The 15,939-nt window shown below is 71.0% G+C and carries 18 protein-coding genes and 2 tRNA genes; 14 read left to right on the top strand and 6 right to left on the bottom strand.

The annotated features are described in order from the left end of the window. Nucleotides 1-528: a DUF421 domain-containing protein gene (locus ACFDS6_RS01650; RefSeq protein ID WP_375270364.1), complete on the top strand. Its 528-nt coding sequence runs from the start codon at nt 1-3 to the stop codon at nt 526-528. A gap of 22 nt (nt 529-550) precedes the next feature. Beyond that, complete coding sequence (gene aguB, locus ACFDS6_RS01645; RefSeq protein ID WP_375270389.1) at nt 551-1,402, top strand: N-carbamoylputrescine amidase; 852 nt, start codon at nt 551-553, stop codon at nt 1,400-1,402. A 19-nt stretch (nt 1,403-1,421) separates the two neighbouring features. On the opposite strand, the gene ACFDS6_RS01640 is transcribed toward aguB, so the two are convergent. Next, nucleotides 1,422-1,655, bottom strand: a complete 234-nt coding sequence (locus ACFDS6_RS01640; RefSeq protein ID WP_375270363.1) for a hypothetical protein — start codon at nt 1,653-1,655, stop codon at nt 1,422-1,424. A 35-nt stretch (nt 1,656-1,690) separates the two neighbouring features. Further along, nucleotides 1,691-2,359: a uracil-DNA glycosylase gene (locus ACFDS6_RS01635; RefSeq protein ID WP_375270388.1), complete on the bottom strand. Its 669-nt coding sequence runs from the start codon at nt 2,357-2,359 to the stop codon at nt 1,691-1,693. Nucleotides 2,360-2,382: 23 nt separating this feature from the next. On the opposite strand from ACFDS6_RS01635, the gene folK reads away from it, so the two are divergent. Then, complete coding sequence (gene folK / locus ACFDS6_RS01630) at nt 2,383-2,880, top strand: 2-amino-4-hydroxy-6-hydroxymethyldihydropteridine diphosphokinase (protein WP_375270362.1); 498 nt, start codon at nt 2,383-2,385, stop codon at nt 2,878-2,880. After that, nucleotides 2,871-2,946: transfer RNA gene (locus ACFDS6_RS01625), tRNA-Lys, on the top strand. Before folK ends, ACFDS6_RS01625 begins: the two co-directional genes overlap by 10 nt. 154 nt (nt 2,947-3,100) lie before the next feature. Here ACFDS6_RS01625 and ACFDS6_RS01620 read toward each other — a convergent pair. After that, nucleotides 3,101-3,174: transfer RNA gene (locus ACFDS6_RS01620), tRNA-Gln, on the bottom strand. 153 nt (nt 3,175-3,327) lie between these two features. Between ACFDS6_RS01620 and ACFDS6_RS01615 the strand changes: the two genes are divergently transcribed. The 5 genes from ACFDS6_RS01615 to ACFDS6_RS01595 all read left to right on the top strand — a co-directional run bounded on the left by ACFDS6_RS01615 (nt 3,328) and on the right by ACFDS6_RS01595 (nt 8,784). Then, nucleotides 3,328-4,401 carry a Ppx/GppA phosphatase family protein gene (locus tag ACFDS6_RS01615; RefSeq protein WP_375270387.1) on the top strand — a complete coding sequence of 358 codons (1,074 nt, stop codon included), beginning with the start codon at nt 3,328-3,330 and terminating at the stop codon, nt 4,399-4,401. Nucleotides 4,402-4,404: 3 nt separating this feature from the next. Then, nucleotides 4,405-5,109, top strand: coding sequence for an RlmE family RNA methyltransferase (locus tag ACFDS6_RS01610; protein WP_375270361.1), 705 nt, complete (start codon nt 4,405-4,407; stop codon nt 5,107-5,109). Nucleotides 5,110-5,207: 98 nt separating this feature from the next. Beyond that, on the top strand, nt 5,208-7,292 hold the full coding sequence (locus ACFDS6_RS01605) for a sensor histidine kinase (protein WP_375270360.1): 2,085 nt from the start codon (nt 5,208-5,210) through the stop codon (nt 7,290-7,292). Nucleotides 7,293-7,516: 224 nt separating this feature from the next. Continuing rightward, nucleotides 7,517-8,242 (top strand): Crp/Fnr family transcriptional regulator, encoded by a 726-nt coding sequence (locus ACFDS6_RS01600; protein WP_375270359.1) that lies wholly within the window; start codon nt 7,517-7,519, stop codon nt 8,240-8,242. A gap of 131 nt (nt 8,243-8,373) precedes the next feature. Beyond that, nucleotides 8,374-8,784: a hypothetical protein gene (locus ACFDS6_RS01595; protein WP_375270358.1), complete on the top strand. Its 411-nt coding sequence runs from the start codon at nt 8,374-8,376 to the stop codon at nt 8,782-8,784. Between the two features lie 13 nt (nt 8,785-8,797). Here the strand turns inward: ACFDS6_RS01595 and ACFDS6_RS01590 are convergent, their stop codons facing one another. Continuing rightward, nucleotides 8,798-9,292: a TlpA family protein disulfide reductase gene (locus ACFDS6_RS01590; protein WP_375270357.1), complete on the bottom strand. Its 495-nt coding sequence runs from the start codon at nt 9,290-9,292 to the stop codon at nt 8,798-8,800. 139 nt (nt 9,293-9,431) lie between these two features. On the opposite strand from ACFDS6_RS01590, the gene argH reads away from it, so the two are divergent. Genes argH through ACFDS6_RS01565 form a run of 5 tightly spaced genes read left to right on the top strand, consistent with a single transcriptional unit; the run spans nt 9,432 to nt 14,046 of the window. Then, a complete protein-coding gene (argH, locus tag ACFDS6_RS01585) occupies nt 9,432-10,799 on the top strand; it encodes an argininosuccinate lyase (RefSeq protein WP_375270356.1) in 1,368 nt (455 codons plus the stop codon). Beyond that, complete coding sequence (locus ACFDS6_RS01580; RefSeq protein WP_375270355.1) at nt 10,796-11,032, top strand: hypothetical protein; 237 nt, start codon at nt 10,796-10,798, stop codon at nt 11,030-11,032. The genes argH and ACFDS6_RS01580 overlap by 4 nt, the downstream gene beginning before the upstream one ends. After that, nucleotides 11,029-12,285, top strand: coding sequence for a diaminopimelate decarboxylase (gene lysA, locus ACFDS6_RS01575; protein WP_375270354.1), 1,257 nt, complete (start codon nt 11,029-11,031; stop codon nt 12,283-12,285). The genes ACFDS6_RS01580 and lysA overlap by 4 nt, the downstream gene beginning before the upstream one ends. Nucleotides 12,286-12,301: 16 nt before the next feature. Further along, on the top strand, nt 12,302-13,072 hold the full coding sequence (locus ACFDS6_RS01570) for a bifunctional precorrin-2 dehydrogenase/sirohydrochlorin ferrochelatase (RefSeq protein ID WP_375270353.1): 771 nt from the start codon (nt 12,302-12,304) through the stop codon (nt 13,070-13,072). Next, nucleotides 13,069-14,046, top strand: coding sequence for a CorA family divalent cation transporter (locus ACFDS6_RS01565; protein ID WP_375270352.1), 978 nt, complete (start codon nt 13,069-13,071; stop codon nt 14,044-14,046). The genes ACFDS6_RS01570 and ACFDS6_RS01565 overlap by 4 nt, the downstream gene beginning before the upstream one ends. Nucleotides 14,047-14,061: 15 nt before the next feature. On the opposite strand, the gene ACFDS6_RS01560 is transcribed toward ACFDS6_RS01565, so the two are convergent. Further along, complete coding sequence (locus tag ACFDS6_RS01560) at nt 14,062-15,087, bottom strand: AI-2E family transporter (protein WP_375270351.1); 1,026 nt, start codon at nt 15,085-15,087, stop codon at nt 14,062-14,064. Next, entirely contained in the window at nt 15,084-15,929 is an 846-nt protein-coding gene (locus ACFDS6_RS01555; protein WP_375270350.1) for a YihY/virulence factor BrkB family protein, read from the bottom strand. The genes ACFDS6_RS01560 and ACFDS6_RS01555 overlap by 4 nt, the downstream gene beginning before the upstream one ends. Nucleotides 15,930-15,939 lie beyond the last annotated feature (10 nt).

The following is a 15,939-nucleotide window of genomic DNA, read 5'->3' as shown; positions in this document are numbered from 1 at the left end:
ATGTTCGCGTTGTCCCCGTTGACCGACGCGGTCGTGCGCGGGGCGGCATTGACGATTGCCGGGCTGTTGTGGATTCTGCTGCTGGTGCGGATCGTCGGCCTGCGATCCTTTTCCAAGATGACGGCGTTCGACTTCGTCATCACGCTGGCGACCGCGTCGCTGCTCGCCACTGCGGCGACTGTCACCGGCTGGGCCGCCTACGTGCAGGCGATGGTCGCGATCCTCGCGCTGCTCGCGACGCAGGTCGCGCTGGCGCTGCTGCGTCGATGGCGGGCGGCGCGCCGCGTGATGGAGAACACGCCGGTGCTGCTGATGCACGAGGGTGCGTTCATTGACGCGGCGTTGCGCAGCACCCGCGTGTCACGCAGCGACGTGATGGCGAAGCTACGCGCGGCCAACGTCCACGACCTAGCGCAGGTGCGGGCAGTGGTGCTGGAGACGACGGGCGACATTTCCGTCCTGCACGGCGGGCCGGTCGCCGCCGCGCTGCTCGACGACGTGGAGGGCGCGAAGCTGGCGCTTGAGTAACGACGTCGCTATCTGCGCGGGCATGACCGAGATCACCGTCGCTGCGCTCCAGCTCGCCTTCTCCGCCGACATCGACGCCAACATCGCCAAGGTGTCCGAGGCCGTGCGCGAGGCGCACGGGCGCGGCGCGCAGGTTATCCTGCCGCCTGAATTGTTCGAGGGCGAGTATTTCTGCCGCGTCGAGGACGAGGGGCTGTTCGCCAATGCGGCGCCGGTGGGCGAGCACAAGGCGGTGCTCGCGATGCAGGCACTGGCCGAGGCGCTGGGCGTGTGGATCCCGACCAGCTTCTTCGAGGCGGACGGCCCGCACCATTACAACAGCCTGGCGATGATCGGCCCCGACGGCGAGGTGGGGGGCGTCTACCGCAAGAGTCACATCCCCGACGGCCCGGGCTACGAGGAGAAATTCTACTTCCGCCCCGGCAACACCGGGTTCAAGGTGTGGCCGGGCCCGAACCGCACCACACTCGGCGTCGGCGTCTGCTGGGACCAATGGTACCCGGAGACCGCGCGCGCGATGATGCTGATGGGGGCGGAGGTGCTGTTCTACCCCACCGCGATCGGCAGCGAGCCGCACGATACCTCGCTCGACACCGCGCGGCTGTGGCGCCGCGCGATGGTCGGCCACGCGGTGTCGAACGTCGTCCCCGTGATCGCGGCCAACCGCGTCGGCACCGAGCACGGCCAGACCTTCTACGGCACGTCGTTCATCACCGACGAGCGCGGCGACATACTGGCCGAGCTCGACCGGGAGGAGGAGGGCGTCATCACCGCGACGCTCGACCTCGCGCGCGTCAAGCGCCACCGCGCCGCCTTCGGCTTTTTCCGCGACCGCCGCCCCGAACTCTACGGCCGGCTGGTCGCCGACATCTGAGGCATTGGCGCCGCCGCTATCAACGTCGCCGCGCGCCGATGTCCTCGCGTACCTTGACCGGGCGCGAGCAGCCGTTCTCGCTTCGCAGCACCGTCAGCACCGCGTCGGCATTGGGTTCGTGCGCGAGCGGATGAATGCCGCCCGCGCGCTTTCCCGCGATCAGCCGAGTCTGCATGTCCTGGCAAACGGGCTTGGCATTGAGCGTCTTGGCGGGCGCAGCACCGGCCAGCGCGACGAGCAGAAGAAGTGACACAGTCGAACTCCTCGTTCAGCGATGCAACAATCGTATCACGCCCCAACCCGCTCGCGAAGCTCGAGCGCGCGCGCGAACACCGCCTCGAACATCTCGGTGGTCAGCCGCCCGGTGTTCTGGTTGTAGCGCGAGCAGTGATAGCTATCGAGCAGGATGCGCCCGTCGGGCATCTCGTGCTCGGCCAGATGCCCGAACTTCGCCTTGGGCAACCGCCCGCCGAGCAGCTTGACCGCCGACTGGTGCGCGATCTGCCCCAGTGCGACGAACACGCGGACGTTGGGCAGCACCGCGGTCTGCCCCGCCAGGAAGGTACGGCAGGTGCGGATTTCCTCGGGCGTCGGCTTGTTCTCGGGCGGCAGGCACTTGACCGCGTTGATGATGATCGCGCCGTCGAGCGTCAGCGTGTCGTCCGCCCGCGCCTCGAACGTGCCGTGCGCCAGCCCGTATTTGCCCAGCGTGTTGAACAGCAGCTCGCCCGCGTAATCGCCGGTGAACGGCCGCCCGGTGCGGTTCGCGCCGTGCTTGCCGGGGGCGAGTCCGATGATCGCCAGCCACGCGCTCGGGTCACCGAAGGCGTTGACCGGCGCGTTCCACCAGTCGGGGTACTCGACGCGCAAGGCATCGCGAAAGGCGACCAGCCGCGGGCAGCGCGGGCAATCGTGCGGCGGCTCGGTGTCGGGGATGGGGGAGGGTGCGAAATACATCCGCGTGCGATAGGCGCATCGCCATGGGTCGCTCAACCTACCTCGTCGCGCTCGGCTCGAACCGCGTCGGCCGCCACGGCCGACCACGCGACGAGGTCGCCGCCGCGCTGCGTCTGCTGGGCGGGCGCGCCTCGCCGATCGTCGCCAGCGCGCCGCTCGGCCCCTCGACCCGCACCTTCGCCAATGCCGCGGCGCTGATCGACACCGACGAGTCGCCGGCCGACCTGCTCGCGCGGCTCAAGCGGATCGAGCGGGCGTTCGGTCGCCGCGCCGGTCGCCGCTGGGGGGCGCGGGTGATCGACCTCGACATGATCCTGTGGTCCGGCGGCCGGGTCGCGTCGCGCCGGCTGACCGTGCCGCATCGGCTGTTCCGCCAGCGCGCGTTCGTGCTTGCCCCCGCCGCCCACCTCGCCCCTGAGTGGCGCGATCCGGTGACCGGCCTCGCGCTGCGTCACCTGCGCGCCCGGTTGACCGCGCGCCGCCCCGCCCCTAGGTCGCGCGAACACTGTTGGGGTCCGTAGCTCAGTCGGTAGAGCAAGCGACTTTTAATCGAGAGGTCCCGGGTTCGAGCCCCGGCGGACCCACCAGTGCTTCCCAATCGCTCGCACGCAGCCGTCGCCACCGCGCTGAACCCAGGTGGCCAGATCGAATCAGTTGAAAGAAGCGGGGTTGCTGCTGGGACACTGCGGTTCGCCAGCCTGGGTCGATTGCTCTCGAATCGAGAGGCTATTTAGCGGTAAGTGGATGCCCGACAAGGACTCGAACCTTGATTGACGGAGTCAGAGTCCGCTCTCTTACCATTAGAGGATCGGGCAACGAGGCCGCGCATTTAGGGTGGCGTGGCAGGCGTGTCAACGCTCATCTGCGGGCGGCTTGCCGCGGGGGGCGGGCGCTGCTAACTTGCTGTTCAAGCACCGGCGCGTCGCTCCAGCGATGTCGTGACGGAAGAAAAAGTGAGTACGACGGCAATGGTGGAAATACCCGCCGAATTGCCGCGCCGGCGGGACCCCGATCCCGCCCGTTCGGCTAGGCAGCAATCGCCCGACGCGCGCGGCGGCCAGAACCCACGCGGCGGCACCCATCCGCGCAGCGGCTACGCGCGGCATTACGCCGCGCTCGACCTCGGCACCAACAATTGCCGGCTGCTGATCGCGCGGCCGCAGGGCGAGGGCTTCGCGGTGGTGGACGCCTTCTCGCGCATCGTGCGACTGGGCGAGGGGCTCGCCTCGTCGGGGCGCCTGTCAGACCTGGCGATCGAGCGCACGATCGCGGCGCTGAAGGTCTGCTCGGATAAGCTCCGGCGCCGCAACGTCACGCTGGCGCGCTCGGTCGCGACGGAGGCGTGCCGCCGCGCGGCGAACGGGCAGGATTTCATCGCGCGCGCCTACGACGAGACGGGCATCCACCTCGACATCATCTCCGCCGAGGAGGAAGCGCGCCTCGCCGTGCTCGGCTGCCACGCGCTGCTGGAGCCGGGCACCGGCCATGCGCTGGTGTTCGACATCGGCGGTGGCTCGACCGAGCTGGTGCTGATCGACACGACCAGCACCGTGCCGACCGTCAAGGACTGGCACAGCGCGCCCTGGGGCGTCGTGTCGCTGACCGAGAGCGCGGGCGGTGGCGACGGCGCGGGCGAGCGCGCGGCGAGCTACGCCCGGATGCGCGCGCTGGTGCGCGAGAGTTTCGCGCCCTTCGCCGCGCGCTTGCCCGAGCCAGGCGAGCGCCCGCGGCTGCTCGGCACCAGCGGCACGGTGACCACGCTGGCGAGCGTCCACCTGGAGCTCGAACGCTACGACCGCGCCAAGGTCGACGGGCTGATCGCGCCCGCCGCCGCCATGCGCCGGATCAGCCAGGACCTCGCCGGCATGTCGCTCGCCGAGCGCGCGCGCTTTCCCTGCATCGGGCGCGAGCGCGCCGACCTGGTGGTCGCAGGCTGCGCGATCCTGGAGGGCATTCTCGACCTGTGGCCGGCCGAGCGGCTCGGTATCGCCGATCGCGGCATCCGCGAGGGCATCCTGCGGCGATTGATGGAAGCTGGCTGAACCATGTCGAGAGGTGGATCGGGAGGACGCACCCGCGTGCGCACCGCGCGCGGGCGCAGCGCGCAGTCGACGCGCTGGCTGGAGCGGCAGCTGAACGACCCGTACGTCCGCCGCGCGAAGGCGGAGGGCTATCGCAGCCGCGCGGCGTACAAGCTGCTCGAGCTTGACGAACGGTTCGGATTCCTGCGCGGGCAGAAGCGCATCCTCGACCTCGGCATCGCGCCGGGCGGCTGGAGCCAGGTGGTGAAGCGCCGCACGCCCGGCGCGACCGTGGTCGGCATCGACCTGCTGCCGGTCGATCCGATCGACGGCGTGACGATCCTGCAGTTGGACTTCATGGACGATGCAGCGCCCGATCGGCTGACCGAGGCGCTGGGCGGCGCCGCCGACCTCGTCCTGTCCGACATGGCGGCGAACACCGTCGGCCACCAGCAGACCGACCACCTGCGCACCATGGCGCTGGTCGAGGCCGGGCTCGCCTTCGCGATCGACGTGCTGCGCCCGGGCGGCGCGTTCGTCGCCAAGGTATTCGCGGGCGGCGCCGACGCCGATCTGGTCGCGGAGATGAAGCGCAACTTCACCACGGTGAAGCACGCCAAGCCGCCCGCCAGCCGCAAGGATTCGTCCGAATGGTACGTGATCGCGCAAGGGTTCAAGGGCCGTGCGCGTCCCGACCAAGGCGCTGCCGGCGACGACGAGGAAGCCTGACCGCCACGCCGTGCATCGTTCGGGCGCGTCGCCGGTTATGCGATACCCAGCCTGCGGTGCGCGGCCATCGTGACCGCGCGTAAGGAAAGGAACGCCCGGTGACGCAGCCCGCCCACGACGACGCGCCGAACCCCGACCGGATCCCCGCACACGACAGCGCGGAGGCGAGCGCCGCCCAGCGCCTGGGCGTCAGCCCGGCGCGCTTCACCTCCGCGAGCGACAAGGCCGGGCTGGAGGCATTGTGCCGCTTCGCCGCGGAAGCCTATCTCGACAACCCGCTGCCGCCGTTGTTCAAGGAGCGCGCGTTCGTGCGCCTGTCGCAGGCGGCGGGCGTGCGCTACTGTTTGGTGCGTCACGTGAGCCGCCTGGTCGGCAACGGTTATCCCGCCGGCGAACGCGACACGCCGCACCAGGACAGGCAGGCGGTGGTGGCGCTGCTGCGCCGCCCCTTCGTCACGCGGGGCGAACTGGATGATCTCGTGACGCGGGTCACCGCGCGCGACGCCGCCCCGGGTTCGCTCCCCGCTGCGGGCTCGGACGACGAGGCCGACGTGCTCGACGCGCTCGCCCGCGTGTTTACCTGCCCGGCTGACGCGGTGCCGGTCGCCGAGGCACTGACGGCGGCGGTCGGACCCGAGCGCTACGCGCAGATGGTGGCGCTGCTGTCCTACGTGCGCGCCGAGCATTTCTGGGCTCAGGCGCATCCCGAACTGTCGTGCGCGTCCGATCTCGCGTGGCTGGATCGCCATCACCCCGATCTCGCCGCGCTGCTCGTCGACCCACGGCCGATCGCAGATGCCGACACGGCGGCGACACGCCGCGGCAGCAGCGCCCCGCGCCGGCGCGGCGGCGGCGAGTTGCAGCGGTTGCTCGATTACACCGCCTTCGGCATCCTGGTGCTGGCGCGAAACGGCACGCTGATCGAGGCCAACGACCGGTTGCTCGCCAAGACGGGTCGGACCCGCGCGGAGCTGGAGGCGGGCGCGCTCGACTGGGTCGGGCTCGTGGCTCCCGAACACGCGTCGGACGCTCGGCACCAGCTGACGATCTTCGCCACCACCGGGCGGGTGGGCCCGTTCGAGACGCAGTTCGTGGCGCCCGGCGGGGCGCGCAGATGGGTGCTGATGGCGGGGCGCGAGCTGGAGGACGGCACGCTGGTCGCCTTCGCGATCGACATCGACGCGGGCAAGCGCGCGCAGGCGGCACTCGCCGAGAGCGAGGCGCGCCAGCGCGCGCTGGTGGAGGGCATGCCGCAACTCGTCTGGCGCGCGGTCGACGGCGGCGAGTGGACGTGGTCGAGTCCGCAGTGGAGCAGCTTCACCGGGCTGACCGCGCAGCAGAGCCTCGGCTTCGGCTGGGAGGCCGCGCTACATCCCAGCGACCGCGCCGCCGCGCGCGCCTTCTGGCGCTCGGCCGAGCGCACCGGACTGCTGGAGATGGAGGGCCGCATCCTCCACGCCGCGACCGGCGAGTATCGCTGGTTCACTACCCGCGCGGCGCCGGTTCGCGACGCGCGCGGCGCGGTCGTCGAGTGGCTCGGCACCTCGACCGACGTCCACGATCTGCGCGTGATGCAGGAACGCTACGTCCGGCTCACCGCCGAACTGCAGCACCGCGCGCGCAGCATTCTGTCGGTGATTCGATCGGTCTTCATGCGCACCGCGGAGGCGACGCACGACCGGTCGGACATGGTTGATCACTTCCGCGGCCGGCTCGACGCGCTCGCGCGCACGCAGGTGATCGTGACGCGCTATCCGCACGGATCGGCCGATCTGGAAGCTTTGGTGCACGACGAACTGATCAGCGTCGGCGCGACCGACGCCGCGCGGGTGAGCGTGACCGGCCCTGAGGTCGCCCTGTCGCTCTCGCTCGCCGAGGCGATGGGACTGGCGGTCCACGAACTGACCACCAACGCGCTTAAATTCGGCGCGCTCAAGGGCAACGGACAGGTGGACGTCCGCTGGCGCGTCGACGTCGATCAGGGCGGCGCGCGCGCGCTCGACTTCAACTGGATCGAACGCGGCGTGCCGGCGATATCGACCGACCCGAGCAGCGACGGCTTCGGTCGCGAGTATATCGAGCAGGTTCTGCCGCAGCGGCACGGCGCCGCGACCAGCCTCTCGTTCCGCGGTGGCGGCGTCACCTGCTCGATCCGGATGCCGCTATCGTCCGACGATGGCTGACGCCCGATAACGGCTGACGCCCAGGCCCGCGACGCGGAGGCGATCACGACGGGTGCGCACATCAACCGGTTGACGACGTCGCCATTCCGGCCTTTATTCGGATAAGATGACGACGGTTCGTCGCTACTCGACGCCCGTCGGACGACGTTGCGCTTGACCAGTTCTCGCGCACCCGCAGAGACACTCGCGACCGTAGCCGCGCACCGCGGGCGGGGAGACAAAGAATGATCAATGCCCGCGCCCGGATCGACGAACAATCGGCGATCGTCTCGCGCTTGTCGAGGCTGGTGACGCTCGACGACGAGGCGGAGCGCCTGCTCGGTGCGGCGGAAGCCGAGGCTCACGCGCTGCGCCCGCGCCAGGAACTGCTCACCGACGGCTACGCCGTGGAAACGCCGCTGATCCTCCTCGAAGGGTGGGCGGCGCGGGTCCGGGTGCTGGTCGACGGCCGGCGCCAGATCGTCAGCCTGATCCTGCCCGGCGACGTGATCGGCGTCAGCGACCTGCCCGATCCGGTGTCGACCTCGACGATCGTCGCGCTGACCCACGTGCGCGTGTGCGCCGCGCCGCCGCGCGGCGTCTCGCCCGCGCTCGACCTCGCCTACGCGGTGAGCCGCGCGCACGACGAGGCGTATCTGCTCGCGCAGGTGACGCGCCTCGGCCGGATGAACGCGCAGGAGCGGATCATGGACCTGCTGCTCGAACTCTACGAGCGGCTGGGCCTCGCCGGGCTCGTGAGCGATCGTGGCTTCGACGTGCCGCTGACGCAGGAAACCATGTCGGACGCGCTCGGGCTGACCCCCGTTCACGTCAACCGCATGCTGCAGGCTGCGCGCAAGGCGGAGGATCTGACCTGGACCGGCAAGCGGATCACGCTAGCCGACCCGGCACGGTCCGCGCGCGATCTCGGGCGCGTTCCGCTGCGCGTCACGGGAACACCGCTCGTCTGAGCGAGCGTTCGCCTTTTAGTGACGTTTGACAGGGGATCGGCTGGCGGCACCGCTGCCGGCCACGCCCCCGACCGCGCGAAACCCATTCGTCAGTTCGTGGATTGAGCGGGGCACGAAGGAGTGATCGCGTCATGCTCAAACCCGCCATCCTCGCCGCGGTCGCCGCCGTCGCGCTCGCCGGCTGCCAGGAACAGATCGACCGTCAGGCGGATCGCCAGGCCGACCGCGTCGGCAACGCGATGGCGGAGGACATGGACGCCGCCGCGGCGAACGTGTCGAGCAGCCTCGACAATCTCGGCGACGCGATCCGCGGGCAGGCCGACCGCGTCGGCGAGAGCGCGGTGGACGAGGCGGCGAACCAGACCAGCCGCGCGGCCGACGACCTCGCCGACCAGATCCGCCGCCACGGCGACCGCGCGGTCGGCGACGTCGGCGCGGCGTTGCAGCGCGCCGGCGCCTCGCTGCGCGACCGCGACCGGGCGCGCGAACCGGTCGACGAGCGCGGCTACGACCGGACCGACCAGCGCGACGAGCGCCGCTGATCGGCCGCTGGCCTCAGACCTCGCTCAGCAGCGCGCGCGACTCAGCGCTGGTCCAGTCGCGCTCGCCCGTCACGCGCCACACCTCGCGCCCGCGCTTGTCGTACAGGATCGTCGTCGGCAGGTTGGCGTTCAGCGCCAGGCTGAACCCGAGCTGCGGATCGTACATCGGTTGAAGCGTCGACAGCCGGCGCTCGGCGAAGAAGGCGCGCGCCTTCTTCGGGTCCATGTCCTGGCTGATCGCGACGAAGCGGACGCGCCCCGACGCTTCCTTCGCCGCGGCGTCGAGCGCGGGCATCTCCTTGACGCACGGCGCGCACCACGTCGCCCACAGGTTCACCAGCGTCGGCTTGCCCGCGAACGCCTTGACGGTCAGCGGCTTGCCCGCCGCGTTGGCGAAGGTGGCGGTGGGGGCTGCCTCGCCCTTGTGGCTGCGATCGACCATGCCCGCCGCGGGGGCGGGCGCCTGCGACGCGGGCGCCTCGTCCGACGTCGGCGCCGGCACGGCCACGTTATCCGCCGACGCGGCTTGCCCTCTCGACGCCGCTTGCCCGTTGTCCGATGCGGGCTTATCGCAACCGCCGATCGTCGATGCGATCCCGAGGAGAAGTACGATCGCCGAGCGCGTTGACATAGAAGCTTCCAACCAGATGTGGGGCGGGCGGTTCGCCGAAGGACCGGCGGCCGTGATGCGCGAGATAAATGCCTCCATCCCCTTCGACAAGCGGATGTGGCGGCAGGATATCGCCGGCAGCCGCGCGCACGTCGCGATGCTGGGCGCGCAGGGCATCGTCTCCGCCGCTGATGCCGCCGCGATCGGCGACGGGCTGGAGCAGGTCGCGCGCGACTACGAGCAGGACGGCGTGCCGGTCGACCTGGCACTCGAGGACATCCACATGGCGACCGAGGCGCGGCTCGCCGACGCGATCGGACCCGCCGCCGGACGCCTCCACACCGCGCGCAGCCGCAACGACCAGGTCGCGACCGATTTCAAGCTGTGGGTCCGCGACGCGACCGATCAGGTGCTCGCCGCGCTCCGCGCGCTCGACGCCGCGCTGCTAGCGCGCGCGGAGGAACATGCCGGCAGCGTGATGCCCGGCTTCACCCACCTGCAATCGGCGCAGCCGGTCACGCTCGGCCATCACCTGATGGCCTATCACGAGATGATTGCGCGCGACCTGAGCCGCTTCACCGACAACCGCGCGCGCGCCAATCTGTGCCCGCTCGGCTCCGCCGCGCTCGCCGGCACCGGCTTCCCGGTCGATCGCCACGCGACCGCCGCCGCGCTCGGCTTCGACGCGCCGACGCGCAACTCGCTCGATTCGGTCAGTGACCGCGATTTCGCGCTCGATTACCTGATGGCGGCGACGCAGTGCGCGCTGCACCTGTCGCGGCTCGCCGAGGAGTTCGTGCTGTGGGCGTCGCAGCCGTTCGGATTCATCAGCCTGTCCGACCAATGGTCGACCGGCAGCTCGATCATGCCGCAGAAGCGCAACCCCGACGCCGCCGAGCTGGTGCGCGGCCACGCCGGGCGGATCACTGGCTGCCTCGTCAGCCTGACCGTGACGATGAAGGGCCTGCCGCTCGCTTATTCCAAGGACATGCAGGACGACAAGCCGCCGGTGTTCGAGGCGCACGACCTGCTCGGCCTGTGCCTCGCCGCGATGACCGGCATGGTCGAGAGCGTCACCTTCCGCACCGACCGGATGCGCGCCCTCGCCGAGAGCGGCTTCGCCACCGCCACCGATCTGGCCGACTGGCTGGTGCGCGAGGCCGACGTGCCGTTCCGCGAGGCGCACCACATCACCGGACGCGCGGTGGCGCGTGCGGAAACGCTGGGCGTCACGCTCGACCGCGTGCCGCTCGCCGACCTCCAGGCGATCGACGCGCGGATCGACGCGCGCGTGTTCGACGTGCTGTCGGTCGACGCCTCGGTCGCCAGCCGAACGAGCTTCGGCGGCACCGCGCCCGATAACGTCCGCGCCGCAATCCGTGCGGCGAGGGGAGAGACGGCATGAGAACCACGCTGCTGATCGCCGCCGCGCTGCCGCTCGCCGCCTGTGGCTCGACGCAGGACCTCAAACCCGCGCCGGGTGCATCGCTGCCCGTCGCGCCGCGCGGCGCAACCGCGACGCCCACGCCCGCGGAGTTGCTCACCCCCTCGGTGCAGGCGCGCCCGACGCGCAGCAACGAGCTGCTCACCCAGTCCAAGCCCCGCAAGCCCGACGAGTTTGACCTCCCCCCGCAATGACCCATTTCCATCATCACGACGGCGCCTTGTGGTGCGAGGGCGTGCCCTTGTCGCGCATCGCGGACGAGGTCGGCACTCCCGTCTACGTCTACTCCGCCGCCGCCTTTCGCGACCACGCCCGCACCTTCCGCGACGCGCTGTCGGGCGTAAGCGACAAGCACCTCGCCTACGCGATCAAGGCCAACCCCAATATCGCGGTGCTGCGCCTGCTCGCCGCCGAGAGCTACGGCGCCGACGTCGTCTCGGGCGGCGAGATGGCGCGCGCGCTCGCCGCCGGCATGCCCGCCGCTGACATCGTCTTCTCGGGCGTCGGCAAGACCCCGGCCGAGCTGCTGCGCGGCCTCGACGCCGGGATCGGGCAGTTCAACATCGAGCTGGAGGAGGAGGGCGTCGTGCTCGCGGCGCTAGCCGCCGAGCGGGGCATGACCGCGCGCGCGGTGCTGCGCGTCAACCCCGACGTCGATGCCGGCACCCACGCCAAAATCTCGACCGGGCGCAAGGAGAACAAGTTCGGCGTGGCCGTGGATCAGGCCGCCGCGATGTTCGCGCGGCTGTCCGCGCTGCCGGGCCTCGACCTGCAAGGCGTCGCGATCCACATCGGCAGCCAGCTGTTCGACCTCGCCCCACTCGAGGCGGCGTACACGCGCGTGAAGGCGCTGGTCGACGAACTGCGCGCCGCCGGTCACCGTGTCACGCGCGTCGACCTCGGCGGCGGGCTGGGCGTCGCCTACAAGGCCGACGATCGCCCGGCGCCCCCCGCCGACTACGGCGCGATGGTCGAGCGCGTGACGCGCGGCTGGGGCGTGGAGCTGATGTTCGAGCCCGGCCGCGTCATCGCCGCCAACGCGGGCGTGCTGCTGACCCGCGTGATCTGGGTCAAGCCGGGCGTCGTGAACCCCTACGTCATCGTCGACGCGGCGATGAACGACCTCGCGCGCCCCGCGCTCTACGACGCGTGGCACGATTTCGCCGCCGTTCGGCCCAGCGGCGAGCGGATGACCGGCAACATCGCGGGTCCGGTGTGCGAGACCGGCGATACCTTCGCGATGGCACGCGAGATCGACGCGGTCGCGAGCGGTGACCTCGCCGTGTTCCACAGCGCGGGCGCCTACGGCGCGACGATGGCCTCGACGTACAACAGCCGCGCCTTGGTGCCCGAGGTGCTGGTCGACGGCGACCGCTACGCCGTGGTCGCCGACCGCATCGCCGCCGAGACGATCCTGGCCGCCGAGCGCGTGCCCGAATGGTTGTAGGTGAGGGGACGACACGGTGAGCGACTGGCCCGCGCTGCCGATCTTCGTGCGGCTCTCGGGCCGCGCGGTGGTGCTGGTGGGGGAGGGTGAGGCCGCCGACGCCAAGCGCCGCCTGCTCGAGCGCGCCGGCGCGACGATCGTCGGCGAGCAGCGGGTGGGCGAGGCGCGGCTGGCGGTGGTCGCCGACGACGAGGCCGCGGCGCATCGGCTCAAGGCGCGGGGCCTGCTCGTCAACGTCGTCGACCGGCCCGAATTGTGCGACTTCACGCTGCCTGCGATCGTCGATCGCGCGCCGCTGCTGGTCGCGATCGGCACCGGCGGCGTCTCCGCCGGGCTCGCGGCGGCGGTGCGTCAGCGGCTAGAGGCGATCCTGCCCGCCGACCTCGGCCGCCTCGCCGAGGCGCTCCACGCCGCGCGCGACGCGCTGCGCGCGCGCTTTCCCGAAACGCCCGAGCGCCGCCGCGCGATCGGCGCGGCGCTCGCCTCGGGCGGCGCGCTCGACCCGCTCGACGATCACGGCAACGTCGATGTGGCGGCACGGATCGCCGCCGGCGCCGCGCCGCGCGTCGCGCACGTCCGCCTGCGCTCGACCGATCCCGACGACCTCACGCTGCGCGAGGCACGCTGGCTCGCGCAGGCCGACCGCGTCACCCACCGCGCAGACGTGCCCCATGCCGTGCTCGACCGCGCGCGCGCCGACGCGGTGCGCGCGGCGACCGACGCCGCGCCTGCAACCAGCGCCGAAGGGCTCACCGTCGACGTGGCCTTCGCGGGGCAGGGCGCGTGAGCGGCTTCGCCTACCGCATCGCCGACGGCCGCGCCGAGCCGGTCGAGATCGACCACGCGCTTGGCTGCGGCGCGCCGTTCGTCTGGGTCCACCTCGCCACCACTGCCGAGCACGCGCAGGCGTGGCTGCGCGACCGCGCGAAGTTGGAGGCGTTCACGGTCGACGCGCTGACCGCCGCCGAGACGCGCCCGCGCTGCGAGAAAATGGGCGGCGACAAAGGCGAGGGGGCCTTCCTCAACCTGCGCGGCCGCACCGACGAGCAGATCGAATCGTCAGACATGCTCGCCTCGATCCGCATCTGGGCCGCGAAGGGCCGCGTCGTGTCGGTCACGCGCAAGAAGCTCGTCGCGCTCGACGCCGTGGTGGCCGAGGTGAAGTCGGGCGCGATCCGCGACCCCGGCGACCTGCTGACCGCCTTCGCGACCGAGATCACCGAGGACCTCGACCCCGTCGTCGCCGACCTGGGCGACTGGTTGGACGATTGCGAGCAAGAGCTCGATACCAAGCGCATCTTCGAGCTGCGCCGCGGCGTCACGCGCGTGCGGTCGGAGGCGATCAACTACCGGCGCTTCCTCAATCCGCAGCGCATCGCGCTAGAACGCCTCGCGACGTTGCCGGGCGACTGGCTCGGCGACGACGACCGCGCGCATCTGTCGGCGGCGGCCGACCGCGCCGCGCGCATGGCGGAGGAGGTGGAGGCGATCCGCGAGCGCGCGGGCGTGGTGCACGAGGCGCTGACCGACCTCCGCGCGGAACAGCTCGATTCGCGCAGCCTGGTGATCGCGATCGCGGCCATGGTGTTCCTGCCGCTCACCTTCCTGACCGGATTGTACGGCATGAACGTCGACGGGCTGTGGCTGGCGCACGAGCCCTGGGCGTTCGACGCGATCGTCGCGTTGTGCGTCGTCATCGCCGCGGGCACGACCTTGTTCTTCGTGCGCCACCGCTGGATCGGGCGCGGCACGGGCATGTAGCGCACCCCGCGGCGTTCACGACGACAACAGCCGCGCGATCCAGCGGCTGCGCTCGAACTGGCTGCACACGATCGCGATGCCGGCGGTCAGCGGCACCGCGATCAGTGCGCCGGCGATCCCCCATACCCAGCTCCAGAACGTCATCGCGACGATGATCGCCAGCGGGGAGAGCGACAGCTGCTTGCCCTGCATGATCGGGTAGACGAAGTTGCTGATCGTCAGTTGCAGGACCGCGAACCCGGCGAACACCAGCAGCGGCATCTGCCATCCGCCGAACTGGATGAACGCGAAGATCACCGGTGGCACGATGCCGACGATGTTGCCGATCACCGGCACGAAGTTCAGCAGGAAGTTCAGGATTCCCCAAACCAGCGCCAGCTCCAGCCCGGTGATCCACGACCATGCGGCGGACGCGACGCCGGTCAGGATGCTGGTCGCCAGCGTGGTACCCAGGTAGCGCCGGATCTGGTGCGAGATGTCCTCGCCGACCTCCAGCATGTCGCGCCGCGCGCCGCCCTCGAACATCTCGTACAGCTTGCGCCGCAGCCGCGGCACCTCGGGCAGGCCCAGCACCACCACGATGCCGATGAACCCCACGTAGGTGACGAACGCGTACACGCCGCTCGCCAGCATCTGCAGCACGCCCGTGATGCGCTGCCGGTCGATGGTCCCGCCCAGCGGTACGGCGTGCTCGCTCGCCGCGCGCGCCAGTCGTACATAGGCGCGCTCCAGCGTGGTCCACTGCGACGACAGCGCGTCGAACACCTGCCCGATCGACAGGTACACCGCCGCCGCGAACGCGCCCAGGATGCCGACCAGCGCCAGCATTGTCAGCGTGTAGGCGAGCCACGAAGGGACGAACCGCGCCAGCCAGTGCTTGAGCGGCCACAGCGCCGCGACGATGATTGCCGCGAACGCGACCGGCATCACCACCGCGAATGCCCCGCGCAGCGCCGCGATCAGCAGGATCGCGGTGATGATGCTGAGCAGCCGGTTGCGGTACCGGTTCTGCGTGGCCGTGTCGGTCGTGTCCGCGCTCATGCCTGCTTGCCTCCTTCCGGCTGGTTCATCGCTTCCGCGTTCAAGCGGGCACCCAGCAGCAGCGCCCAGGCCGACACCGTCAACCACAGCATCAGCACGACCACCGCCGACAGCGATCCGTAGGTGTTGTCGAAACGCGCGAGATGCGACACGTAGCCGCGGAACAGCAGCGTCGCGGACAGCCACATCGCGACGCCCGCGATCGTGCCGGGCAGCGCCTGTTTCCACGGCACCGGCTCGCCCGCGACCGCGTAGCGATAGATCAGGATCAACCCGCCGCCCGCGCCCAGCGTCAACGACCCGAACAGGATCGCGGTCGAGGCGAGCCGCGCACCCGGCAACCCGTCGGGCACGTAGCTCTGCAGGATGGCGAGCACCGACAGCGAGATGAGCGCGGTCAGCACCAGCGCGGCGCAACCGAGCACCAGCAGCGTGGACACGACGTGCCGCCTGATCCCGCGCCGCTCGCGCTCGATGCCGTAGGCGAGGTTGATGCCATGCAGCATCGACCGTCCCGCGCGCCGCGCGCTGAACAAGGCGACGCCCAGCGACGCAACCAGGGTGACGATGCCGCGACGGTCGAGCGCGGGCGCGAGGTGCAGGCTGCGCACCACGATCCGTTGCGCGTCGCCGGGCAGGATCGTGGTCAGCTGGGCGAGATTGGCGGCAACGGTCGCGTCCGGCACGAGCAATCCGTAAGCAGCGGCGACGAGGCCGATCAGCGGCACGATCGCGAGAAAGGCCGCGAACGCGATCGAGCTCGCCGCGATGCCGAAATCGTCGTGCACCGCGCCGCGCACGGTGCGCGCGAGCAGCACGACCCAGCGCGTGACCGCCCGCATCGCCGCGCCA

It is taken from the genome of Sphingomonas sp., from assembly GCF_042095875.1.
Lineage (GTDB): Bacteria > Pseudomonadota > Alphaproteobacteria > Sphingomonadales > Sphingomonadaceae > Sphingomonas.
Note: the sequence above shows the minus strand (reverse complement) of the source record. Positions and strands in the feature narration are given on the sequence as shown.

Coding starts and splice junctions, on each gene's coding strand:
- ACFDS6_RS01650 (WP_375270364.1), top strand. CDS start 1: ATGTTCGCGTTGTCCCCGTTGACCGACGCGGTCGTGCGCGGGGCGGCA.
- aguB (WP_375270389.1), top strand. CDS start 551: ATGACCGAGATCACCGTCGCTGCGCTCCAGCTCGCCTTCTCCGCCGAC.
- ACFDS6_RS01635 (WP_375270388.1), bottom strand. CDS start 2,359: ATGTATTTCGCACCCTCCCCCATCCCCGACACCGAGCCGCCGCACGAT.
- folK (WP_375270362.1), top strand. CDS start 2,383: ATGGGTCGCTCAACCTACCTCGTCGCGCTCGGCTCGAACCGCGTCGGC.
- ACFDS6_RS01615 (WP_375270387.1), top strand. CDS start 3,328: ATGGTGGAAATACCCGCCGAATTGCCGCGCCGGCGGGACCCCGATCCC.
- ACFDS6_RS01610 (WP_375270361.1), top strand. CDS start 4,405: ATGTCGAGAGGTGGATCGGGAGGACGCACCCGCGTGCGCACCGCGCGC.
- ACFDS6_RS01600 (WP_375270359.1), top strand. CDS start 7,517: ATGATCAATGCCCGCGCCCGGATCGACGAACAATCGGCGATCGTCTCG.
- ACFDS6_RS01595 (WP_375270358.1), top strand. CDS start 8,374: ATGCTCAAACCCGCCATCCTCGCCGCGGTCGCCGCCGTCGCGCTCGCC.
- argH (WP_375270356.1), top strand. CDS start 9,432: ATGTGGGGCGGGCGGTTCGCCGAAGGACCGGCGGCCGTGATGCGCGAG.
- ACFDS6_RS01580 (WP_375270355.1), top strand. CDS start 10,796: ATGAGAACCACGCTGCTGATCGCCGCCGCGCTGCCGCTCGCCGCCTGT.
- lysA (WP_375270354.1), top strand. CDS start 11,029: ATGACCCATTTCCATCATCACGACGGCGCCTTGTGGTGCGAGGGCGTG.
- ACFDS6_RS01560 (WP_375270351.1), bottom strand. CDS start 15,087: ATGAGCGCGGACACGACCGACACGGCCACGCAGAACCGGTACCGCAAC.
- ACFDS6_RS01555 (WP_375270350.1), bottom strand. CDS start 15,929: ATGCGGGCGGTCACGCGCTGGGTCGTGCTGCTCGCGCGCACCGTGCGC.